The sequence below is a fragment of the Acetobacter oryzoeni genome, from assembly GCF_004014775.2.
Taxonomy (GTDB): domain Bacteria; phylum Pseudomonadota; class Alphaproteobacteria; order Acetobacterales; family Acetobacteraceae; genus Acetobacter; species Acetobacter oryzoeni.
On record NZ_CP042808.1, the window covers coordinates 1,352,097 to 1,372,654 of the forward strand.

Genomic DNA, 20,558 nt, shown 5'->3' on the forward strand with positions numbered 1-20,558 from the left:
AAAAATAATACTCAGCATATCCTCACAAAGTAATAAAAATAAGGTGCAGCCAAATGCATTATAAAAGACCAAAAGCTGATGTTGTAATTGTCGGTCTAGGGTGGTCTGGTTCTACAATGGCCGAGGAGCTTACCCGTGCAGGATTGAATGTTGTTGCCATCGAACGCGGTGCGTGGCGTGAAACATCAACGAGCTTTCCCACAACACGAAATCCGGATGAGCTAAGTGGGTCTATCCGTAAGGAAATCCTTCAAGCGCCGGTTACAGAAACCTATACGGTTAGAAATAAACCGGGCGAAACAGCGCTTCCTTTACGCAAATACCATAACCTGACTTTAGGCAATAACGTTGGAGGGGCCGGAACACATTGGGCTGGTGCCAGCTGGCGCTGGCAGCCTTTTGACCACCAACCATATACCCGCATTATGGAGCGATATGGCGCCAAACAACTGGTAGATGGTCTTATCCTACAAGATTGGGGCGTTACTTATGATGATCTGGAACCGTTCTATGATCGCTTCGAAAAAATTGCCGGAACATCAGGCACCGCTGGTGTTATCAATGGTGTAAAGCAGCCGGGGGGCAATCCGTTTGAAGGGTCCAGAACCAGCCCTTACCCAACCCCTGCCCTAGAACGTACGCGCGCCAATATTTTGTTTGCAGAAGCAACAACACGGTTGGGTTATACGCCTTTTCCCGTGCCTTCTGCCATGATTGGGGCTCCTTACACCAATGCACTTGGCATCAATCTGGCCCCTTGTACCTATTGTGGATACTGCCAGCTTTATGGATGTGGCAACTGGTCCAAATCTAGCCCCAATATCTGCATTCTTCCTGTTCTTATGCAGCGTCCAAACTTTACAGTCGTTACGGAATCAGAAGTTGTTCGCATTAATACGACACCAGATAAAAAAACGGCTACAAGTGTTACGTTTGTAGATTCAGATGGCAATATTGGAGAACAACCCGCTGATATTGTTATTGTTGCCACATTCACGCTCGATAACACCCGGCTTTTGCTCTTATCCGGTATTGGCACCCCATATGATGCTGTATCTGGAGAAGGTGTTGTGGGAAGAGCATTTACATTTCAAACGCTCTCCTGGGCATTCATGTTTTTTGAAAATGAATACCTCAATCCATTCATGAATACGGGAGCTTTGGCGACACAGATTGACGATTTTAATGGTGATAATTTTGATCATACAGGACTAGGATTTATAGGCGGTGCCGGAATTCAATCCTTGTGCAATCAAGGGTTGCCAATTGGCATGTCTGGTCTTGTTCCTGAAGGTAGCCCCAAATGGGGAAAAGGCTGGAAACAGGCTTTCCAGAAAGCATATCAGAATTATGCGCAAATTCAGGGGCAAGGCACAAGCTTTGCACACCGTGAACAGTTTATGGACCTTGATCCAACTTACAAGGATAAGTTTGGGCAACCTCTGCTGCGTATTACATATGATTATAACGAGAATGACCGCCGGTCTGGTCGGTTTATCCGAGACAAATGTGCAGAAATTGCCAAGGAAATGGGCGCTAGAGAAGTTACTGGTGTTTCATTGGCAGACCAACCCTATTCTGGTTACACACCGTGGGATTCATCTCATGTTCAAGGGGGAGTGGTCATGGGGGAAAATCCTAAAACCAGTGTGCAAAACCGTTATCAGCAAAACTGGGATATTCCCAATCTGTTCGTGATTGGTGCCTCCTCCTTTCCCAATAATGCCGGATACAACCCAACTGCTGCTGTAGGCGCAACAACGCTGTGGACGGCAAAAGCCATTACAGATCTGTATCTCAAAAATCCTGGCCCATTGGTGAGACTGTAATCATGACACGAAATCTGCTTCAGCGTACTGTGCGTCTCAGTTTTCGCAATAGCATTATTTTTTCTCTTACGGCGCTTCCCGTTTATGCTGCGCAAGCTGAAAACGTACATGTAGAACACGGCCGGTATCTCTCAATCGCCGGGGATTGTCTTGCGTGCCATACCACCGCAGGAGGCAAACCTTTTGCCGGTGGGCTTGACCTGAAAACGCCATTTGGCGTTATTACCACCAGCAATATCACTTCAGACAAAGAAACCGGTATTGGTAACTGGACATTCCAACAGTTTGATAATGCAGTTCGTCATGGCAAAGGCCCCAATGGGCACCTTTACCCCGCTATGCCCTATACTGCTTACGCTCAGATAAGCGACACTGACATTGCTGATTTGTGGTCATACATTCAAACAATAGCGCCTGTTCATAACAAGGTAGAAAGCAACAAACTTCCTTTCCCGTATAATATTCGGGCCTTGCTGGTATTTTGGAATCTTTTATTCTTTAACAATTCTGCATTTGTGCCTGATCCTACCAAAAGTGCAGACGTAAATCGCGGTGCCTATCTGGTTAAGGGTCTGGAACATTGTGGAACATGCCATACCCCCAAAAATGCTTTTGGGGGTGATACAAAAGATGCGTTCCAGGGCGCATCGCTTCAGGGATGGTACGCGCCAGATCTCACCAACAATGCCCATATTGGTCTTGGTCGATGGACTATAGAAGACATTGTTGCATATTTGCGAAGCGGCACTAACCGCTATACCGCTGCATACGGGCCCATGACGGAAACAATCGTCAATTCCACACAGCACCTCACCGATGCAGATCTGCATGCGATTGCAGTTTATTTTAAATCTTTACCACCACGCAACATTACAATCCCTGCACCTCTTCCAACGTCTAACGAACAGGTGCAAGCCGGACAACATGAATTTATTGTAGAATGTAGTGCCTGCCATAAAAGCGATGGTACAGGGATATCAAATATGATTCCTGATCTTCGGAATAATTCAGCTATTAATGCTAAAAATCCAGATAGCCTGTTGAATATTGTGCTGAAAGGCACAGACGGGCCAGCAACACATGCAAACCCTACAGGCGCGGCAATGCCAGGATTTGATTGGAAATTGCAGGATCAGCAAATTGCTAATGTTCTAACTTACATCCGCAATAGCTGGGGAAATGCTGCACAAGCCGTTTCCGCAACCGATGTCAATAAAGCAAGGGCTGCCATTGGCGCCCAACCGGCAACCTTACGCTAACACACATTCTCTTAATCTCTGTTCTATTCAAATCAGTAGAAAATGGAGGGTTTTAAAACCCTCCACGTCTTTTATTCGTTCATACAGGCAGTAACTCATCATAAAAATGACAAGATCCGGCTTTCGCGCACAGGTCCCTCACAGCCAACGGCCTAAACGCTTTAACCGGCAAGACGGACTATGAACCGTTCAAAGGTTCTCAAGCAATGAGCAATGTAGTGGCTAAGGACACCGCTGCCCCATTTCGACAAATGGCGGCCCTTTTCGCTTTAGGTAGCTGTGCGCTCCTAAACGTCTACGCCACGCAACCCATCCTGCCCGACATCGCCCGCCGGTTTGGTGTCAGCCTTGGTGCAAGTACTTGGACAATCAGCACCTCCACACTGGGTGTCGCAGTTGCTGCCCCGCTGGCAGGCGCCATATCCGATCGCTTCGGCCGCAAACGTGTTATGGTGGTGGCCCTTGTCGGACTGATCCTCACAACCGCCTCCTGCGCTCTGGCATGGGATTTTACCGCTCTGCTTTCCCTGCGATTTGCGCAAGGGTTGCTGGTGCCCTTCATCTTTACTGCCGCTCTTGCATACATCGCCGAGGAGTGGTCCGGGCGCACGGCAACCACCATGAACGGCGTATATGTGGCGGGCACGGCATTTGGTGGATTTTGTGGGCGGTTTCTTGCTGGTGCTGCTGCGTCCTTCACCGGCTGGCTCTCCACTTTTGTGGTTTTTGCGGTTCTTCTGGTGCCAGTGCTTGCGCTCACAGTATTCTGTGTGCCCACGGAGCGTCGGTTCAAAGCCAGTGCGTCTCTTGGAAACAGTTTGCGGAATGTCGCAAAGGGAGTGAGGGACTGGCGGCTGCTCGCCACATGCTTTGTCGGGGCTAGCCTGCTGTTTCAGCAGGTCACATCCTTTACCTATCTGAGCCTGCGTCTGGCAGCTCCACCGTTCAGCCTGACCTCAATTGAAGTTGGTGCCCTGTTTGTGGTCTTCCTTCTGCCTGTTACAGTCACGCCCTTCTTCGGGCGTCTGATCGGCATAATCGGGCGAACGCAGGCGTTTCTGCTCTCACAGATCGCCGGAATTGCCGGAATTGCCCTGACACTTTCCGCCTATCTGCCTTCTATCATAGTCGGGCTGGCTCTCTCCTGCATGGCCGTTTTTGCCGGACAATCCTGTGCCACCGGTTATACTGCCCGACATGCCAGAAGTGGTCGGTCTGCGGCCACAGGCCTCTATCTCACATGCTATTATCTGGGTGGCAGTATCGGGGCTGTTGCCCCTGCCTCCCTGTATGTCCATCACGGCTGGCTTTGCTGTGCTATTCTGATCAGTCTGGTGGCCGTAACCAGCACAGTACTTGCACGAGCAGCATGGCGGATGACAACCCCGACGGAACAGTAAAACCTTCCCACCCACTTTTTTGTAGGGAGGAAGGGAACAGACAAAGAGTTCAATCTGTTTTCCTTAATACTGAAAACTTATGTATCAGTATCCTCTTTTATAAATAACATATCAAATCAGGAAGATCTCTCATGCTTGGAATTGGAGTTCTAGGCTGCGGTCGTATCGGCGCCATGCATGCCGCCAATATTGCGGCGCATGCAAAAGCACGGGTTACAGCAGTGTATGATATCAACCATGCAGCCGCACAGGCTGTATCCGCCATAACCGGTGCACCAGTGATGGCATCTGCATCCGAGGTTTTTGCCTCACCTGATGTGGATGCGGTGCTGATCGCAACAGCGACCGATACCCATGCGGACCTGTTGGAACAGGCGATTGCAGCAGGCAAACCCGTGCTCTGCGAAAAACCGATTGATCTCAGCCTTACGCGCGTAGATCGTTGTGCCGCAGCCATAGCGCATACATCCCTGCCGGTTCAAATCGGTTTTGTGCGGCGTTTCGATCCCGGACATAAGGCTGTGTTTGAGGCCGTTCATAACGGCAGTATAGGAAAACTACACCAACTCATCATTACGTCACGTGATCCAGGGTTTCCGCCACAAGCCTATCTGGAAAAGTCCGGTGGGATCTTGCGGGATATGACAATCCATGATTTTGACATGGCCCGTTACATTCTGGGTGAGGAACCTGCACGCGTATTTGCAGTAGGATCACGCCTTGCTGCCCCTACCCTTATGAACGTGCTAGATGATGAAGATACCATCACTGTTGTGATGACAACACATTCGGGCAAACAGGTCATCTTGATGAATTCGCGTGAAGCAACATATGGCTACGATCAGCGTGTCGAAGCTTTTGGTAGCCTCGGAATGGCTGTTTCTGAAAACCGTCGTTCGCATCATATGGTCCTCTCTGGCAGCTCATTTACTGGCCAGGCGGCTCCCTTGCTAAACTTTTTTATTGAACGCTACCGCGAGGCTTTTGATGCAGAGATTGATGCCTTTGTAGATACCGTGGAAAACGGTAGCCCCGTTGCTGTAAGCTATCATGATGGAAGACAGGCGCTGGTTCTTGCTGAAGCAGCTTTAAAATCACTGCAGGAAGGACGTATCGTGGATGTGAGCGAAATAGGATAATCACATTCTGGCCATGCGGCAGAAACCGCATGGCCAAACCTGCCGATAAAATATATTCATTTTTGAATGGGAATATCCGTCAAACCTTCTTTCGAAGCGGTCAATGGCCCAGTCCCGCGTTGACGTTTTGGCGTGAGCATAACGCTTTCGATCTTCTCCAGTGCAATGCCTTTTGTTTCCGGCACGTACCGTTCTACAAACCACCATGAAAAAAGTGTGAAAAGTGCAAAAAGCCACATCGGCAGCGCACCATGAAAAAGCGAATCCAGCCTCTGATTTTGCGCGATCATTGGGAAAAGCTGGCTGACAATAAAGTTCATCACCCAGTTAGCCGACACGGCAATGCTCATACCCACGCCACGGATCCGATTGGGGAATATCTCGGCAATCAGCACCCATGTCAGCGGCCCCCATGACAGACCAAAGAGCAGCATATAAACCAACATGCCGGCCAAAGCGGCATATCCTTGGGTTTGCGTATACAGTGCCCAAGAGGCCAGCAGCAAACCAATAATCATACCGATTGACCCAAAGCGGAACAGTGGCAGCCGCCCCTTGTGATCAATAACCCAGCTTCCCAGTACCGCACCCGATACGGAAGCCACCCCGATCCAGATGGTTTGAAACAAAGCATTTTGCACACTGCCACTCACTGAACCCAGTACCAGCGGAGCGTAGTACATCATGCTGTTTACACCTGTCAGTTGCTGCAGCATGGCAACTGATGCTCCCACAAAAATAATCCAGCGCGCCCCCTTTGAGGCAACAGCGCGCCCCAATTCAGATGTTTCAATTTTATGTTCCAGTGATTCTTTAATTTCTGTCAGAACTGATTGTGCATGGCGTTCATTGGAAATACGGGTGAGCGTGCGCATTGCATCATCATCACGTCCGCGCAAAACATGCCAGCGCGGGGATTCAGGCATAAAGAAAATCGCGATACAAAACACAATACATGGAATGACTTCCGAACCTAACATCCATCGCCATCCCACATTTGTCAGCCACACTTCACTGGCGCTTCGTGCGATCAAGTAATTGACGATGAATACTGCCAACTGCCCCCCTACAATGGCAAAAGATTCCATGTAAAGCGCTCGCCCTCGCATGTCTTTTGGAGAAACTTCCGACATGTACATGGGGGAAATGGAAGATGCCACACCTACTGCAACCCCACCAATAAAGCGATAGATTACAAACCATGTAAAACCTGTCGCCAACGCTGCCCCAATTGCAGAGGCCGTAAACAGCACGGCGGAAACGGCCAATGTTGGGCGACGACCAAAGCGGTCTGCCAGCCAGCCCGAAACAGCTGCTCCCAAAATACAGCCAAGCAGAACGTTGGAAACTGCCCAGCCAATTTCTGCCGGGGATAGGTGAAAATAAGACTGCAAGGACCCCACTGCGCCTGAAATGACGGCTGTATCATAACCGAACAGAATGCCACCCAACGCTGCAATTGCGCATATTCGCAGCACGTAACCCACATCATGTTTATCCGATTGGACAAACATGATATCTTTTAAGGATCTTTTCATTTTTTACCACTCCAACAGGTATTTGTTCTTGTTGTTCTGTTTCAGCAGAGTGACGCGGAGATACTTCCTGCGCCTTTCAATGAATCCGACCGTAGGATACGCTGCGTGGTAGAAGATTTTTCCGAAAAACTATGCCTACGGCCTGTGCTATCCAGAAACCCAAAATCCAGATTCAGTGCTTTGTTACATCGCCAAACACTGTTTTATAGGCAGCAAGAGCACCTCTGAATTGGGAATTACAGGGGAGATTTCATATCCTCCATTTCGAAATCGGGAGTATTAGAACTCTCTATTCCCCCTTTACTTTCCAGAACGCGCCATCCCTGAACAATTTCGTAGGAATGTGTGTGAATTTCGATAATGGTGCCAAAGGGATCACGACAGTACGCCATCCTGTAAATTCCAGATGGCGGACGATCATCCCATATCTGTGAAATCTGGCTACCTCCGGTTGCAACAATCTTATTGATCAGACCGTCTATATCCGGATCGGTGACGCATATATGGAAAGGGCCAGATTGATCAAACCTGATATCAGTGGTGTTTGCCAACGTGGCAGGCAAGACAGGCTGAAACAGCTCAATACCCACTCCGCCCCCAGTTGAAAGATGTGCGATGCGCACATGCTTGCACCGCTCCCCCAACGCATCCTGAAACTGCGCGACAACTGGCGGGTTGGCAACCAGATCAAAAGGACCACTGAACAGCCGATACCCTAGAACCTCTCCATACCATGCAATGGCACGGTCGATATCCGGCACACTAATACCGATGTGATTAAGCGGCCGGGGACAAGTCATTGATGTCATCATTTTTGCCCTTACATAAATAAGGCCACATGGTTCTGGATTATGAAACAGCTTGCGCCATCACGCCGATCAAGTCGCTATCCGAAGGTTCATCTTCGACGGGCGGCAGAATGACCATCTGCTCCCGCTGTATCCCCTCCCGCGCAGCAAGAGGCGGCAGAGACTGAGGTTTTCCGGTAATGAGTGCGGCTTCCACAGCTTCCAGAACACGTACATCACGCAATCCATCCTCCCCATCTGGTTCGGGGTTGCGGTCATTCAGGATACATTCCGAGAAATAAAAGGTTTCTCCCCCGAACTGCTCAACGGGGCCATAAGTGTGATGGTCTTTTTTTCCGTCAATCAACGTGCTGTACGTAATGGCGACAGATGAACCAAAAGTATAACATGGGCCGACTTTCACACTGCCACGGCTACCAAAAAGGGTTAGGCCTTCTACTGGCGCGCAGGCATAGCTGACCGTAAAATCTGCAATCCGCCCATCAGCAAACCGCAGTATGACCGAAACCGTATCGTCAAAATTGAAGTCCCGGTCTGGCGTGCATACACCAACTGCTGTAACCTCCACGGGTTCAGCCCCAAACATGTGGCGGACTGCATTGATAGGATAATTGCCAAGATCCGGCACCGGGCCCGACCAGTAACCGCCATGGGCACGATGGTTTGATTGCGATACATCCTGCCCAAAAACCGAACTGAAACCGACAAGGGTTCCAAAATCCCCATTACGGCAGCGTGATACCAGTTCCACCGTTCCCGGCTCACAATGCAGCCGGTAGGCAATCATAAGCTTGCCTCCGCCGATACGTTGAGCCTGCAGAATTGCCTCGCAATCCTCCACACTGGTTGCCATGGGTTTTTCAAGCAGAAGATGTAACCCTGCCTCCAGCACCGGAACCGCATATTGCCTGTGCAGCCCGTTTGGTGTTGCCAGATAGACTGCATCAATCTCTCCCGATGCCAGAAGGTCGGGGAGTTCATCATAATGCCACACCCGCACACCATAGCGGGCTTCAAGCGCTTCTGCCTTCTTCATGTCGCCGGTTACCAAGGCGGCCAAGGTAGAATTGGTGGCCCGCGCAATACCGGGAATAAAAGACTGCTGAGAGATTTGCCCGCACCCAATTACCGCGTAGCGAATCTTTTTGTCATGGATAAGCTGATGCATGGTCATTCCTCCATGAAGTCATGGAATATGTAGGCGTTATGCCTTTTCGTACTGACGATACTCTTCCTGATGCTGAACCATATCTGTTGGCACATCCCGCCAAGCAGCAGCCCTGCTTGAGGCGTGAATGGTTTCCACCAATGTTTGAATGCGCAAACCTGCGCGAAAATTAAACGGTTCAGGCTGATGGCCGGCAAGTGCTTCCAGATACCTTGCGACTTCTATGGCCTTCAGGTCATTGAAACCCAATTGGTGCCCTGGTGCTACGCAAAACAGGCCATAAGGTGCGTGCTCTGGCCCTGCTTCAATGCGGCGGAACCCTTTACGCCCCCGCGCATCAGTGGTGGAGAAAAAATGCAGTTCATTAAATCGTTGCTGGGTGAAGGCAAGCGCGCCCTTTGTTCCGTATATCTCAAAATCATGCTGCATGGTGCGGCCGGTTGCAATCCAGTTCCCCTCAACCGATCCTGTTGCGCCATTCTCAAAACGCAGGAGCGCGCGCCCAATATCGTCTACCTGCACTTCACGCGTGCCCCCTTTGCCATCAGGCCGCGTTTTAATGACTGTCACACAGTCCCCCATCACCTGCGTAATTGCACCTGCGGCTGGTCCCATTAAAAATTCGGCTGTTGCCAGAGCATGGCTGCCAATATCAGCCAATGCTCCGCCACCTGCCGGATCAAGACGAAACGTGAAAGGAGACATGGCGTCCGCCATATAATCTTCAGCGTGTAGCCCGCGGTATCCCCTGATCTCACCCAGTTCCCCCGCCACAATCATGTCTCGCGCCAGTGCGAGCATGGGGTTACAGAGATAGTTGAACCCAACCTGTGTTTTTACTCCTTTTGCTTCAGCTGCATCGGCCATTTCACGCGCATCAGCAGCAAGCGGAGCCAGAGGTTTTTCACAATAGACATGCTTGCCAGCAGCAATTGCCGCCAAAGCCATTTCCTTATGAAAGGCGTTAGGGGCAGTAATATTAACGACGTCGATGTCCGGATCGTTAACAAGCGCGCGCCAGTTGCTGGTGGAGCGGGCAAATCCTAAAGCCTCAGCCGCCTTTGCTGCCGTCTCATCGGAAATGTCAGCCAGACACGTCAATTCCAGCTGAAACGGAAGATCAAACACACGGGATGCGGTTGCATAACCAAAGGCATGGGTGCGGCCCATAAAGCCACTCCCAATCAGGCCAATACGCAGTTTACGTTTGGTCATTTCACAAATTCCCTATTCACAACAAGGGCGGGATCAAGTGCCCCTGCAAAAAAATCCAGAACGTTCTTTACGGAATAAACAGCCATGCGTTCGGCTGCCTGTACGGTCAGCCCGGCGATATGGGGGGTAAGGATAACCTGATCCATATCCATGAGCAGGTTATGGGTAGAGGGCGGCTCGGGGTCGAATACATCTAACCCCGCGGCGGCAATGCGCCCGCTAGACAGAGCCTCCGCCAGGGCCACTTCATCCACCACGCCGCCACGCGCGGTATTGACAAGAATGGCCCCCGTTTTGACGTGCTGCAGTTCAGCCGCTCCCAAAAGTGGGCGATCCGCTTTGGGCACGTTAACCGAAATGATATCCGCCCACTCCAGCCCGGCATGTAAAGTTTCGACGTTACTGACTGCACCAGATGGCCATTTACCTTGGGCCGCAAGGTACGGATCATATGCCCGGATATCCATGCCAAACCCGGCTGCCATAGTGGCAAGATGGCGGCCCGTGCGACCGTATCCGAGTATGAGAAGACGCCTGCCCCTTACCTCGGACGCCATAAGCCTGTTGCGCCACTCCCACTGCCCATTGCGCACAGCCTTGTCTGCCTGAACCAGATACTTGGCGCAGGCGAGGATGAGCATCATGGCGTGCTCGGCAACAGATACAGAATTAACATCACCTGCAATACACAGGGTAATGTCACGTGCATCCAGCGCGGGTAGATCAATAGCATCATACCCGACACCATGACGGGAAACGATTTTCAGCTTTGGCGCTCTAGCCACTGTTGTAGCGGAAAGAGGCTGAGTGCGCAGGATTAGCGCATCGGCATCCGCCACAAAAGGAACGTAACTGCTTTCCGATATATCTTCGATATAATCATAAGTTATATCAGGAGAGTTATCGAGCAGAGCAATCCCCGCCGGATGTAGATGCCCCGCCACCAGGATATGGGGCATCAGTACACGCCTCCCTCTACAACCCTCACGCTATCGCGGCTGACCAGCTTGCGAAACTGCGCAACGCTGGCGCCAGCAGCAGCAGCAAGCAGCCGGGAATCCCCCGATACAGTGGTCATATTGAATCCCCAGCCTATTGCGCGGGCAGCATATTCCGGCGTGCCACAATGCAAAGCTGCACGAATGCCACTTTCCTGACAGGCTGCGAGGATTTCATGGAGGCTTTCAATGATCTCCGGTTCTTCACGGTCAAACCCCGGAGGCAAACGCCCTTCAGCCAGGCTAAACGTCAGGTCGGCAGGGCCAACATAAATGCCATCAAGACCCGGCGTTGCAGCAATTTCGGCCAGATTGTCCATGCCTTGCCGTGTCTCAATCATGGCAAAAGCAAGTATTTCGTCATTCGCTCCACTGGCATAGTTACTGCCTGCAGAAAACGAAACCCGCGTTGGGCCAAAACTGCGTTGCCCATAAGGGGGGTAGCGCATGTAGCTTACAAATTCGGCTGCCTGCGCCGCTGTGTTGACCATGGGGCAGATAACGCCATAGGCACCGGCATCAAGCATTTTCATGATGATACCCGGTTCCATCCACGGTACGCGGACCATAGGCACCACGCCAGAGGCACGCATGGCCTGCATCATGGGCAGTGCATTGGAATAATCTAATGCGCCATGCTGCACATCTATGGTGACTGAATCATAGCCTTGAGCCGCCATGATTTCGGCCGTGAAAGGATTACCGATGGAACACCAGCCATTAAGCGTGGGTTTTCCTTCAGCCCAAAGTTTCTTGAGACGGTTGGGGATCATGTCAGAACACCACCTGTGCCAGTTTTACGTCCAGATAATCCAGAATGCCTTCGCTTCCCCCTTCCCGCCCCATGCCGGAAAAATTGGTGCCACCAAAAGGCGCTTCTGCTGCTGCAAGAGCTGCGGAATTAATACCCACCATCCCAGCTTTCAGTTCAGCAATCGTGCGGCGTGCCCGTGTGGGAGATCGGGTAAAGGCGTATGCTGCAAGCCCCATATCCGATGCATTGGCACGGGTTAGAACTTCGTCATCACTTGAAAAACGGCTGATGGCGGCAATGGGGCCAAAATTTTCTTCTGCCATAACCCGCATATCGTCCGTCACATCGGTCAGGACTGTCGGTTCATAGAAATAGCCGCTGTTGAACCCTGATGGGCGCTGCCCGCCTGTGCGTAACTGCGCACCACCCGTTAAGGCCTCGGCAACAATGGCTTCCATTTCTGCCAGACGATGCGCATTGATGAGCGGCCCCATCCCCACGTTTTCATCCAGTCCGTCACCCAGCCGGATTGCTTTTGCGCGCGTGGTAAACCCATCTACAAATGCATCATACAGGTGATCATGGATAAAAAAGCGATCAGGAGCCACACAGACCTGACCAGTATTCCCAAACTTTGTTTGGGCCGCCGTATTAAGGGCCAGATCCAGATCAGCATCATCGTAAACAATCAGCGGTGCATTACCGCCCAGTTCCATGGATACTTTCTTCATTGTATCGGCAGCATCACGGATCATCTGCTGACCAATACGTGTAGACCCGGTTAACGATACCTTCCGCACGGCTTTTGAAGCCATAATGGGACGGTAAGTCGCCTCGGTTGATCCCACTACCAGATTAATGACACCAGATGGCAGATTTCCGGCCAGACAGCAGTCAAACATAACCATTGCTGTGCCTGGTGTTTGTGACGATGGACGAGCAATTACAGAACATCCCGCCGCCAATGCCGGAGCCATTTTGCGCGCCAGAAGAGATGCAGGAAAGTTCCACGCCGTAAATGCTGCAACCACACCTACCGGTTCATGACTGACATCAAACCGGCCGCCAGGAACACGGCTTTCTATAATACGCCCATAGATACGGCGGGCTTCTTCCGCATACCATCGGAATTGGTCAATACTCAGCCCCCATTCTCGACGTGACTGTGCAAGGGGCTTACCTGTTTCACTTGAGATCATCTGCGCGGCTTCTTCTGTGCGCCGACACATTTCATTGGCAATGGCATGCAAGGCATCTGCACGCTTCTGAGCAGGAGTGGTGGACCATCTGAGAAGCCCGAGCTGTGCAGCTTCTATTGCCGCCTGCGTATCCTCAACGCCTGCACTTGGCACTTCTCCCAGCGGGCTTTCCGATACGGGGCTTATCACCGGCTCAGTTGCTTCTCTGGCTGCCTTGCGCCATGCACCATCAATAAACAATCCGAAATTCGTGTACATTATTCGGTCCCTGTTATTTTTATGACACGACATGCGGCGATTGACCTGATCGCCTGTGCAGTAAAAGCAGAAAGGTATTTTGCGTTCCCTTTCTGAGTAAAACTACACTATTTCTTGTTGGTCCTTCTGACTGCACCAATGAGTGAATTTTTAACGGTAGAAGTATTTTTTACGAACCAGTAAAAACAGGCCAAGTGATGTATCATTATTCCAGAAAAGAAATAATGATACCTAACAGCACAATGAACCAACTTCTGCTGTGTGACGTTCACTACTGGCAGGCCATCAGTTCATTTAGATGTCCGAAACGCCCGTGCGAGTATCGGGCTGGATTTCGTAGTTCCTCTCTTCCTTTTTTACATATTCAACTAATGTTGCGTATTTATTTTATTGTCAACATATATTGCATTTGGATATGGTGGCCATAACCCGTCGAGGGAGGAAATAAAAATGACACAGGCGACAATCCGCCTCACGACAGCTCAGGCCATTGTACAATGGCTGGTTAACCAGTTTACGGAAATTGAAGGCCAACGTGTACCGCTGTTTCCCGGGGTTTTTGGTATTTTCGGGCATGGTAACGTCAGCTGCCTTTCAGAAGCGCTTGAAGCAGTACAAGACAGGCTACCCACATGGCGCGGGCAGAATGAACAATCCATGGCGCTGGCAGCAACAGGTTTTGCAAAAGCCCAACGCAGACGACAAATTATGATTGCCGCGTCTTCCATTGGGCCAGGTGCACTCAACATGGTGACCGCTGCGGGAACTGCACATGCGAATCGTTTGCCATTACTTTTGCTAGCAGGTGATACATTTGCCACCCGCCTGCCCGACCCAGTGCTGCAACAGGTCGAACATTTCGGTAACCCCACAATAACCGTCAATGATGCCTTCAAATCCGTCACCCGTTATTGGGACCGGATCATGCATCCTGCGCAAATACTACCATCCCTACCCCAAGCTACAGCCACAATGCTTGATCCGGGAGATTGCGGGCCGGCATTTATTTCTCTGCCACAGGATATTCAGGAAATCGCGTTTGAGTATCCCATCTCTTTCTTTGAAGAAAAACAATGGAGCATTCCTCGCCCCCGACCAGATCGACACAAACTTGCACAAGCAGTGGAACTTTTAAAAACTGCTAAAAAACCCCTTCTAATCTCCGGCGGTGGGGTGAGATATTCACTGGCGGAAGATGCTGTTGCTGCTTTTGCGGTCAAACATGGTATCCCAATTGTAGAAACAATTGCAGGCAAAGGCAGCCTTACACATCATCATCAAGCTCATGCCGGGCCAATTGGCATTATTGGCTCCACCTCAGCCAATACACTGGCCGCAGAAGCCGATGTCATTGTTGCAATTGGCACCCGTCTGCAAGATTTCACAACCGGATCATGGACAGTATTCAGCCAGACGGCCCGTTTTATTTCCATCAATACTGCCCGGTTTGATGCAGTTAAGCACCGTGCAATTGCTGTTGTGGGCGATGCACTGGAAACCATAACCGAATTTGATACTCTTTTAGGAGAATGGAAGGCCGACCAACAGCATATGCAACATGCTCAGCATCTGTTTGCAGAATGGGACAAGTTACTGACAAAATTACAGGCTCCTACCAATGCGCCCGTCCCAACATATGCGCAGGTTGTGCATGCAGTTAATGATGCTGCAAATGAAAACGATACCATCATTACCGCTGCCGGTGGCCTCCCCGGTGAAGTGTGTAAAGGTTGGCGAGTAAAAGCCCCCAACACCTTTGATCTTGAATTTGGCTTTTCATGCATGGGTTACGAAATTGCTGCAGGCTGGGGCCACGCCATGGCGAGTAAAGGGCCTGGGGGAACGGGTGGCACGCCTATCGTCATGATTGGCGATGGCACTTACATGATGATGAACTCTGACATCTATTCCTCTGTGCTTACAGGCCATAAAATGATTGTTGTGGTCTGTGACAATGGTGGCTTTGCAGTTATCAATCGCCTGCAGCAGGCCAAGGGTGTTCCCGGCTTCAACAACCTGCTGGTCGATTGCCGGGTGCAGCAGCCCAATAATCCACTACATGTCGACTTTGTTAAACATGCTGAATCAATGGGGGCACTTGCCCGCAAGTGCGATAGCCTGGCAGAACTGACAGCAGCCCTTGAATGGGCAAAAACCACAGACAGAACCACCGTTTTAACTATTACCACGGATGCCCATGCATGGGCCCCCGGTGATGCAGACTGGGATGTAGGCGTTCCAGAAGTGTCCTCTCGCGCATCCGTGCAGGCGGCAAGAAAACAACAAGAAGAAATCCGCGCAAAACAGCGTGTGGGAGTATAATGACCATGAAAGCAAAACTAGGTATCGCACCAATTGCATGGTGGAATGATGATCTTGAAGAACTTTCTGATGATGTCAGCCTGGAAGAATGTTTGCGTCAGGCCAGTGAGGCAGGCTTTACCGGCATGGAAACCGGGCGCCGCTTCCCAATGGATATGAATGAACTCGGGCCAATTCTGAAACGCTACGGCATATCGGTCTGTGGTGGATGGTTTTCTGGTTTGTTGCTGGATGGAGACATGGAAGCCGAGAAAGATCGCATCCGTGCCCAGATGGATTTTTTTATTGCTGCACGCGCCCCATGCATTGTTTACGGCGAAACTGCACGATCAGTTCAGGGAGTGCGTTCTGCGCCGCTTGCAACCAAACCGCGCCTTTCGGAAGATGATATCCGCACATACGGGCGCAGAATGACAACATTTGCCGAATGGTGCGCGGATGAAGGCATGCCTCTAGCCTATCACCATCATATGGCCGCTCCGATTGAGACCGAAGCTGAACTTGACCTATTGATGAAACACTCTGGCAAGGCGCTGCATCTGCTGTTTGATACAGGACACATGTATTTTGCGGGTGGCAACTTATTGCGTGTGATTGATAAACATCATGCCCGCATCAGCCACGTTCATACCAAGGATGTGCGTAAAGCCGTGATTGATCACCTTGACCGCAGTAAGGAGAGTTTTCTTGATGCTGTTGTAAAGGGTGCGTTTACTGTTCCTGGTGATGGTTCGATTGATTTCCTGCCCATTTTTGAACGGCTTTCATCTTATAATTACGAAGGCTGGTTTGTTGTGGAAGCTGAACAGGACCCAACCCTTAACCCACCGCTAGAAATGGCCCGCAAAGGGCATGCTGCCCTTATGCAAATGATGGCGCAGGCGGAATATAGCGTAGCGTCATGAACCGAATGGATCATAAAATCTGCGTGGTCACAGGGGCCACGCAGGGCCTTGGAGCAGCCATTGCACGCCGCCTTGCTGCCGCAGGGGCACAAGGAATTACCATTACAGGCCGGAGCGAAGCACGGGGAGCAACACTTGCACACGAGATTACACAGAACTGCGGCGTGCCTGTCATGTTCATCCGTGCTGATCTTGAATCCGTAGCTGATTGTCGGACTGTCATTACCCAGAGCCACCAACGTTTTGGCCGTGTTGATGTGCTGGTAAACGCGGGAGCGTTAACGGAGCGAGGCAGCATACTGGATACAGACCCCGATCTGTTCGACCGCATATTTGCCACCAATGTGCGCGGTCCTTACTTTCTCATGCAAGAAACAATCCGGCATATGATACGTGATAACGTTGAAGGGGCAATCTGCAATATCGGTTCGATTTCCGCACTTTCGGGCCAACCATTCATCAGCGCCTATTGTGCCTCAAAGGGCGCATTAGCTACGCTAACAGCCAACACGGCATTTTCTGTTATGCGCAATAGGATCCGTGTCAACCAGTTGAATATCGGCTGGATGGCATCGGACAAGGAACAGGAAATCCAGAGAACAGAAACAAACGATCCAGACTGGATGGAAAAAGCTGCGGCCAAACTTCCGTTTGGGCGGCTTATTTCACCAGATGAAGTGGCTCGGGCCGTGAACTTTATTGTCTCAGAAGACGCTGGGCTTATGACAGGCGCGATCGTTAATTTTGATCAGTCCATATGGGGTGCAGCAGCCCGTGGCATGCCTACCCCTGAAGAACCAATGCATTGGCCAGCCACGCCCAGAAACTAAGATGCTCCATTCCTGCATATCGCGTCGCTATTCCTGTGTCGCGACGGGTATGCGTGGGGCATCTGAATTATTTTGTAATCGCGATGCCAAGGCCACCACCAACGCCTGAGTTAAGCACATGGGAGCAGCCAGTGAGCGTGAAAACGTGTATTCATGCTCTGGCACACAGAACAGCACATTTGCACTGCGCCCCAACGGGGAAAGAGTGCTATCGCTGATCGCCACAACAGGCACGCTGCGGGCAGCGGTTTCCTCAATGATATTGACAACTTCACTGGCATAAAAACGGAAAGAAACTGCAAACAGCAAATCTGTGGCCCGCATAACCTTGGCCATATGGGTAGCAAGCCCTCCTGCCGCATCCAACAAGACTGCACGCTTTCCCAACATTGTTAATGTATAGCGCAGAAGTTCAACAACAGGAGCAGAACGCAACTGGCCAATAAGGTAAATTGTATCAGCCTGCTCCATAAGGTCTACAGCCTTTACAATCTGTTCAGGACTAATATTTGCCAACAATTCCTGCAATGAGAAGATATCACGTCCGATCAGATCCCGCAGAAAACCCATTTCGGTGCGATCTTCACAGGTATCCAGTTCATCTTCCAGCGCTCTGACGCGGGCATTGAAGCCCAGCGCTGCTGTAGAAAGACGATGCTTGAAAACAGTCTGCAGATCCTTGAAGCCTTTATAGCCCAAGGATTGAGCAAAACGAACACAGCCAGATGCATGCACGCCACATTTTTCGGCAACAACATAAACAGAATCAACAGCGATATCATTTGGATTCTGCGTGATATATAAAGATATTTTTTGGTAGGAATTACTCATATGGGTATATCGGTCATGGATCACACGGATCAACTCCTCATACGTAGCTGGAGGAGAGCATGCGATTGATGCCTGCTTTTTTTCCGATATCTTCATTGTTTTCCAACTACCCATTCTGAAAGATGTAACACCGACTGATCACTTCCGTTATGCACCCGATATAGAGCAACATTCCCCTTTTAGAATTACTTTACCTGATGGTTGGCGGTTATTATAGTTACACTGCTACTGTGTTACATACTTAATTATGTGAGATGGAAGATAAAGATCATTTCGGCAAACATAATCTATCCTATTCACAGCGCGTCCGTTTGCATCCCGGGCACAATCACATGCCACTGCAAAATATGCTTTCATAAAATTACCAATATAATTTGAAATCTGAAAATACGATTTTATTTCTACCATGATACTGAACCAATACAGATCACCATTAAGGATGGCTTTAGCACGCAATGCTAGCAATCTAATTTTAGATCGATTAGTATAAAATTATTCTATACGAACGGAGATAGGACATGGCTCGCACAGGACGGCCCCGTGAATTTGACCGAGACAAGGCGCTGGACGCAGCGCTCACGCTGTTCTGGACGCAAGGGTACGAGCCGACGTCATTAAACCAGCTTAAAGCCTGTATGGGTAATATTTCGCCTGCCAGTTTGTACGCTGCGTTTGGCTCCAAGGAAGCGCTGTTCCGTGAAGTCGTGCAGCGTTATCTGGAAACCTATGGGCAAGTTATTGCACCACTTTGGGATAAAACACTTACGCCGCGTGATGCCATTGAACAGACATTGCGACGCTCAGCCCACATGCAAACAACACGCTCTCACCCCACCGGGTGCCTGATTGTGCTGGGGGCCAGCAATTGTTCACCAGAAAACCAGTCTGTGCAGACCCTTTTGGCTGCTGAACGCGCTCGCACTCGAAAAGGCATAAAAGCCTGCGTAAACCGGGCTACGGCAAACGGAGAACTGGCAGCTTTACCCGCCACAGAAACCCTGCCTACCCTATTCACAACCTTTCTTCACGGTATGGCCTGCGAAGCCAGAGATGGTGACAGAGCAAAGAAATTGGATGCAGCTATTACGACGCTCATGCAGGTATGGGATAGCCTTGCAGTGCTACCCAAGAGCGCTTCCTCCCGCTAGCAAACAAGCCTGATTTTATCGCGAGCAGTTCTCTGTCGATTGATATGTATCGGTCGATCCATAATTTATTGACGAACCATCCTGCCCTATTTATGTATCGATCGATCTCTAAATATAACTCCCCTGCTAAATACTATTAAAGGAAACCGATCATGAACCTGGGTTACGTGGCCCTTGTCACAGGTGCCAATCGCGGAATCGGTTACAGTATCGCCAAATACCTCATTGCAGCAGGTATTAATGTCATAGGCACTTATTACACCAATGAAGCTGAAGCACAGGCGGCAGAAACAGAACTGAGCACCGATAAAGCAAAATTATATATGCTAAAATTGGACATTTCAGACTACACAACTTTTGCGACATTTACTGCGCAATTCAGAAAACTTCTGGATGAAGAACTTGCGGGAGCCACGTTAAAATACATCGTTCAGAACGCGGGCAACATCATCCACACCCGTTTTGACGCAGCAACACCTGAACAGCTTGATAATCAATACAACATTCATTTCAAGGGGCCTTATCTGCTGACGGTGGCCCTTCTGCCACTCATTTGTGACGGCGGGCGTATCCTCAACATCACCTCGGCAGCCACACGTTTTTATCTGCCGGATCACGGTCCCTATTCGGCCATGAAAGGTGCGACTGAAGTGATCTCTCTTTACATGGCCAAGGAACTGGGAGAACGCCACATTACCGTTAATGCTGTGGCACCCGGCGCTATTGCTTCGGACTTTGGCGGTGGGTTGGTACGTGACAACGCTGAGGTCAACAAAAGTCTGGCAGAAATCACACCTCTGGGACGTGTCGGGCAGCCAGATGATATTGGTGCTGCCGTTGCCGCCCTTTTATCTGACAACATGCACTGGGTGAATGGTCAGCGGATCGAAGTAACCGGCGGTCAGTCACTTTAAATACGCACCAACAGCAACCAAGAAAATATGATGATAGACGTT

17 protein-coding genes are annotated in these 20,558 nt (G+C 50.3%); 9 read left to right on the forward strand and 8 right to left on the reverse strand.

Features of this window, described 5'->3' with window-relative positions; genetic code table 11:
• Positions 1-53: 53 nt before the first annotated feature.
• The 4 genes from EOV40_RS06345 to iolG all read left to right on the forward strand — a co-directional run bounded on the left by EOV40_RS06345 (position 54) and on the right by iolG (position 5,627).
• Positions 54-1,829, forward strand: a complete 1,776-nt coding sequence (locus EOV40_RS06345; protein WP_128105374.1) for a GMC family oxidoreductase — start codon at positions 54-56, stop codon at positions 1,827-1,829.
• Positions 1,830-1,831: 2 nt separating this feature from the next.
• A complete protein-coding gene (locus EOV40_RS06350; RefSeq protein WP_128105375.1) occupies positions 1,832-3,088 on the forward strand; it encodes a c-type cytochrome in 1,257 nt (418 codons plus the stop codon).
• Positions 3,089-3,294: 206 nt separating this feature from the next.
• The gene (locus EOV40_RS06355) at positions 3,295-4,488 is read left to right on the forward strand and encodes an MFS transporter (protein ID WP_128105376.1); all 1,194 of its coding nucleotides are present in this window, start codon (positions 3,295-3,297) and stop codon (positions 4,486-4,488) included.
• Positions 4,489-4,619: 131 nt separating this feature from the next.
• Positions 4,620-5,627, forward strand: coding sequence for an inositol 2-dehydrogenase (gene iolG / locus EOV40_RS06360; protein WP_128105377.1), 1,008 nt, complete (start codon positions 4,620-4,622; stop codon positions 5,625-5,627).
• A 56-nt stretch (positions 5,628-5,683) separates the two neighbouring features.
• Here iolG and EOV40_RS06365 read toward each other — a convergent pair whose 3' ends face one another.
• From EOV40_RS06365 to EOV40_RS06395, 7 genes are all read right to left on the reverse strand, one after another.
• Positions 5,684-7,165 (reverse strand): sugar porter family MFS transporter, encoded by a 1,482-nt coding sequence (locus EOV40_RS06365; RefSeq protein WP_244297022.1) that lies wholly within the window; start codon positions 7,163-7,165, stop codon positions 5,684-5,686.
• A 236-nt stretch (positions 7,166-7,401) separates the two neighbouring features.
• Entirely contained in the window at positions 7,402-7,965 is a 564-nt protein-coding gene (locus EOV40_RS06370) for a VOC family protein (protein WP_167506851.1), read from the reverse strand.
• 49 nt (positions 7,966-8,014) lie between these two features.
• Positions 8,015-9,142, reverse strand: coding sequence for a Gfo/Idh/MocA family protein (locus EOV40_RS06375; RefSeq protein WP_128105379.1), 1,128 nt, complete (start codon positions 9,140-9,142; stop codon positions 8,015-8,017).
• Between the two features lie 36 nt (positions 9,143-9,178).
• Positions 9,179-10,357, reverse strand: coding sequence for a Gfo/Idh/MocA family protein (locus EOV40_RS06380; RefSeq protein WP_128105380.1), 1,179 nt, complete (start codon positions 10,355-10,357; stop codon positions 9,179-9,181).
• Entirely contained in the window at positions 10,354-11,316 is a 963-nt protein-coding gene (locus EOV40_RS06385) for a hydroxyacid dehydrogenase (RefSeq protein ID WP_128105381.1), read from the reverse strand. The genes EOV40_RS06380 and EOV40_RS06385 overlap by 4 nt, the downstream gene beginning before the upstream one ends.
• Positions 11,316-12,128: an HpcH/HpaI aldolase family protein gene (locus EOV40_RS06390; RefSeq protein WP_128105382.1), complete on the reverse strand. Its 813-nt coding sequence runs from the start codon at positions 12,126-12,128 to the stop codon at positions 11,316-11,318. Before EOV40_RS06390 ends, EOV40_RS06385 begins: the two co-directional genes overlap by 1 nt.
• Before the next feature lies 1 nt (position 12,129).
• Positions 12,130-13,566: an NAD-dependent succinate-semialdehyde dehydrogenase gene (locus EOV40_RS06395; RefSeq protein ID WP_128105383.1), complete on the reverse strand. Its 1,437-nt coding sequence runs from the start codon at positions 13,564-13,566 to the stop codon at positions 12,130-12,132.
• 450 nt (positions 13,567-14,016) lie between these two features.
• Here EOV40_RS06395 and iolD point away from each other — a divergent pair, with 450 nt between their 5' ends.
• Genes iolD through EOV40_RS06410 form a run of 3 tightly spaced genes read left to right on the forward strand, consistent with a single transcriptional unit; the run spans position 14,017 to position 17,623 of the window.
• Positions 14,017-15,888 (forward strand): 3D-(3,5/4)-trihydroxycyclohexane-1,2-dione acylhydrolase (decyclizing), encoded by a 1,872-nt coding sequence (iolD, locus tag EOV40_RS06400; protein ID WP_128105384.1) that lies wholly within the window; start codon positions 14,017-14,019, stop codon positions 15,886-15,888.
• 5 nt (positions 15,889-15,893) lie between these two features.
• Positions 15,894-16,793, forward strand: a complete 900-nt coding sequence (iolE, locus tag EOV40_RS06405; protein ID WP_128105385.1) for a myo-inosose-2 dehydratase — start codon at positions 15,894-15,896, stop codon at positions 16,791-16,793.
• Positions 16,790-17,623 carry an SDR family oxidoreductase gene (locus EOV40_RS06410; protein WP_128105386.1) on the forward strand — a complete coding sequence of 278 codons (834 nt, stop codon included), beginning with the start codon at positions 16,790-16,792 and terminating at the stop codon, positions 17,621-17,623. Before iolE ends, EOV40_RS06410 begins: the two co-directional genes overlap by 4 nt.
• A gap of 27 nt (positions 17,624-17,650) precedes the next feature.
• Here the strand turns inward: EOV40_RS06410 and EOV40_RS06415 are convergent, their stop codons facing one another.
• Entirely contained in the window at positions 17,651-18,454 is an 804-nt protein-coding gene (locus tag EOV40_RS06415) for a MurR/RpiR family transcriptional regulator (protein WP_244297023.1), read from the reverse strand.
• A gap of 518 nt (positions 18,455-18,972) precedes the next feature.
• Here EOV40_RS06415 and EOV40_RS06420 point away from each other — a divergent pair.
• Entirely contained in the window at positions 18,973-19,602 is a 630-nt protein-coding gene (locus EOV40_RS06420; protein WP_128105388.1) for a TetR/AcrR family transcriptional regulator, read from the forward strand.
• Positions 19,603-19,754: 152 nt separating this feature from the next.
• A complete protein-coding gene (locus tag EOV40_RS06425) occupies positions 19,755-20,516 on the forward strand; it encodes an SDR family NAD(P)-dependent oxidoreductase (protein WP_128105389.1) in 762 nt (253 codons plus the stop codon).
• Positions 20,517-20,558: the final 42 nt, after the last annotated feature.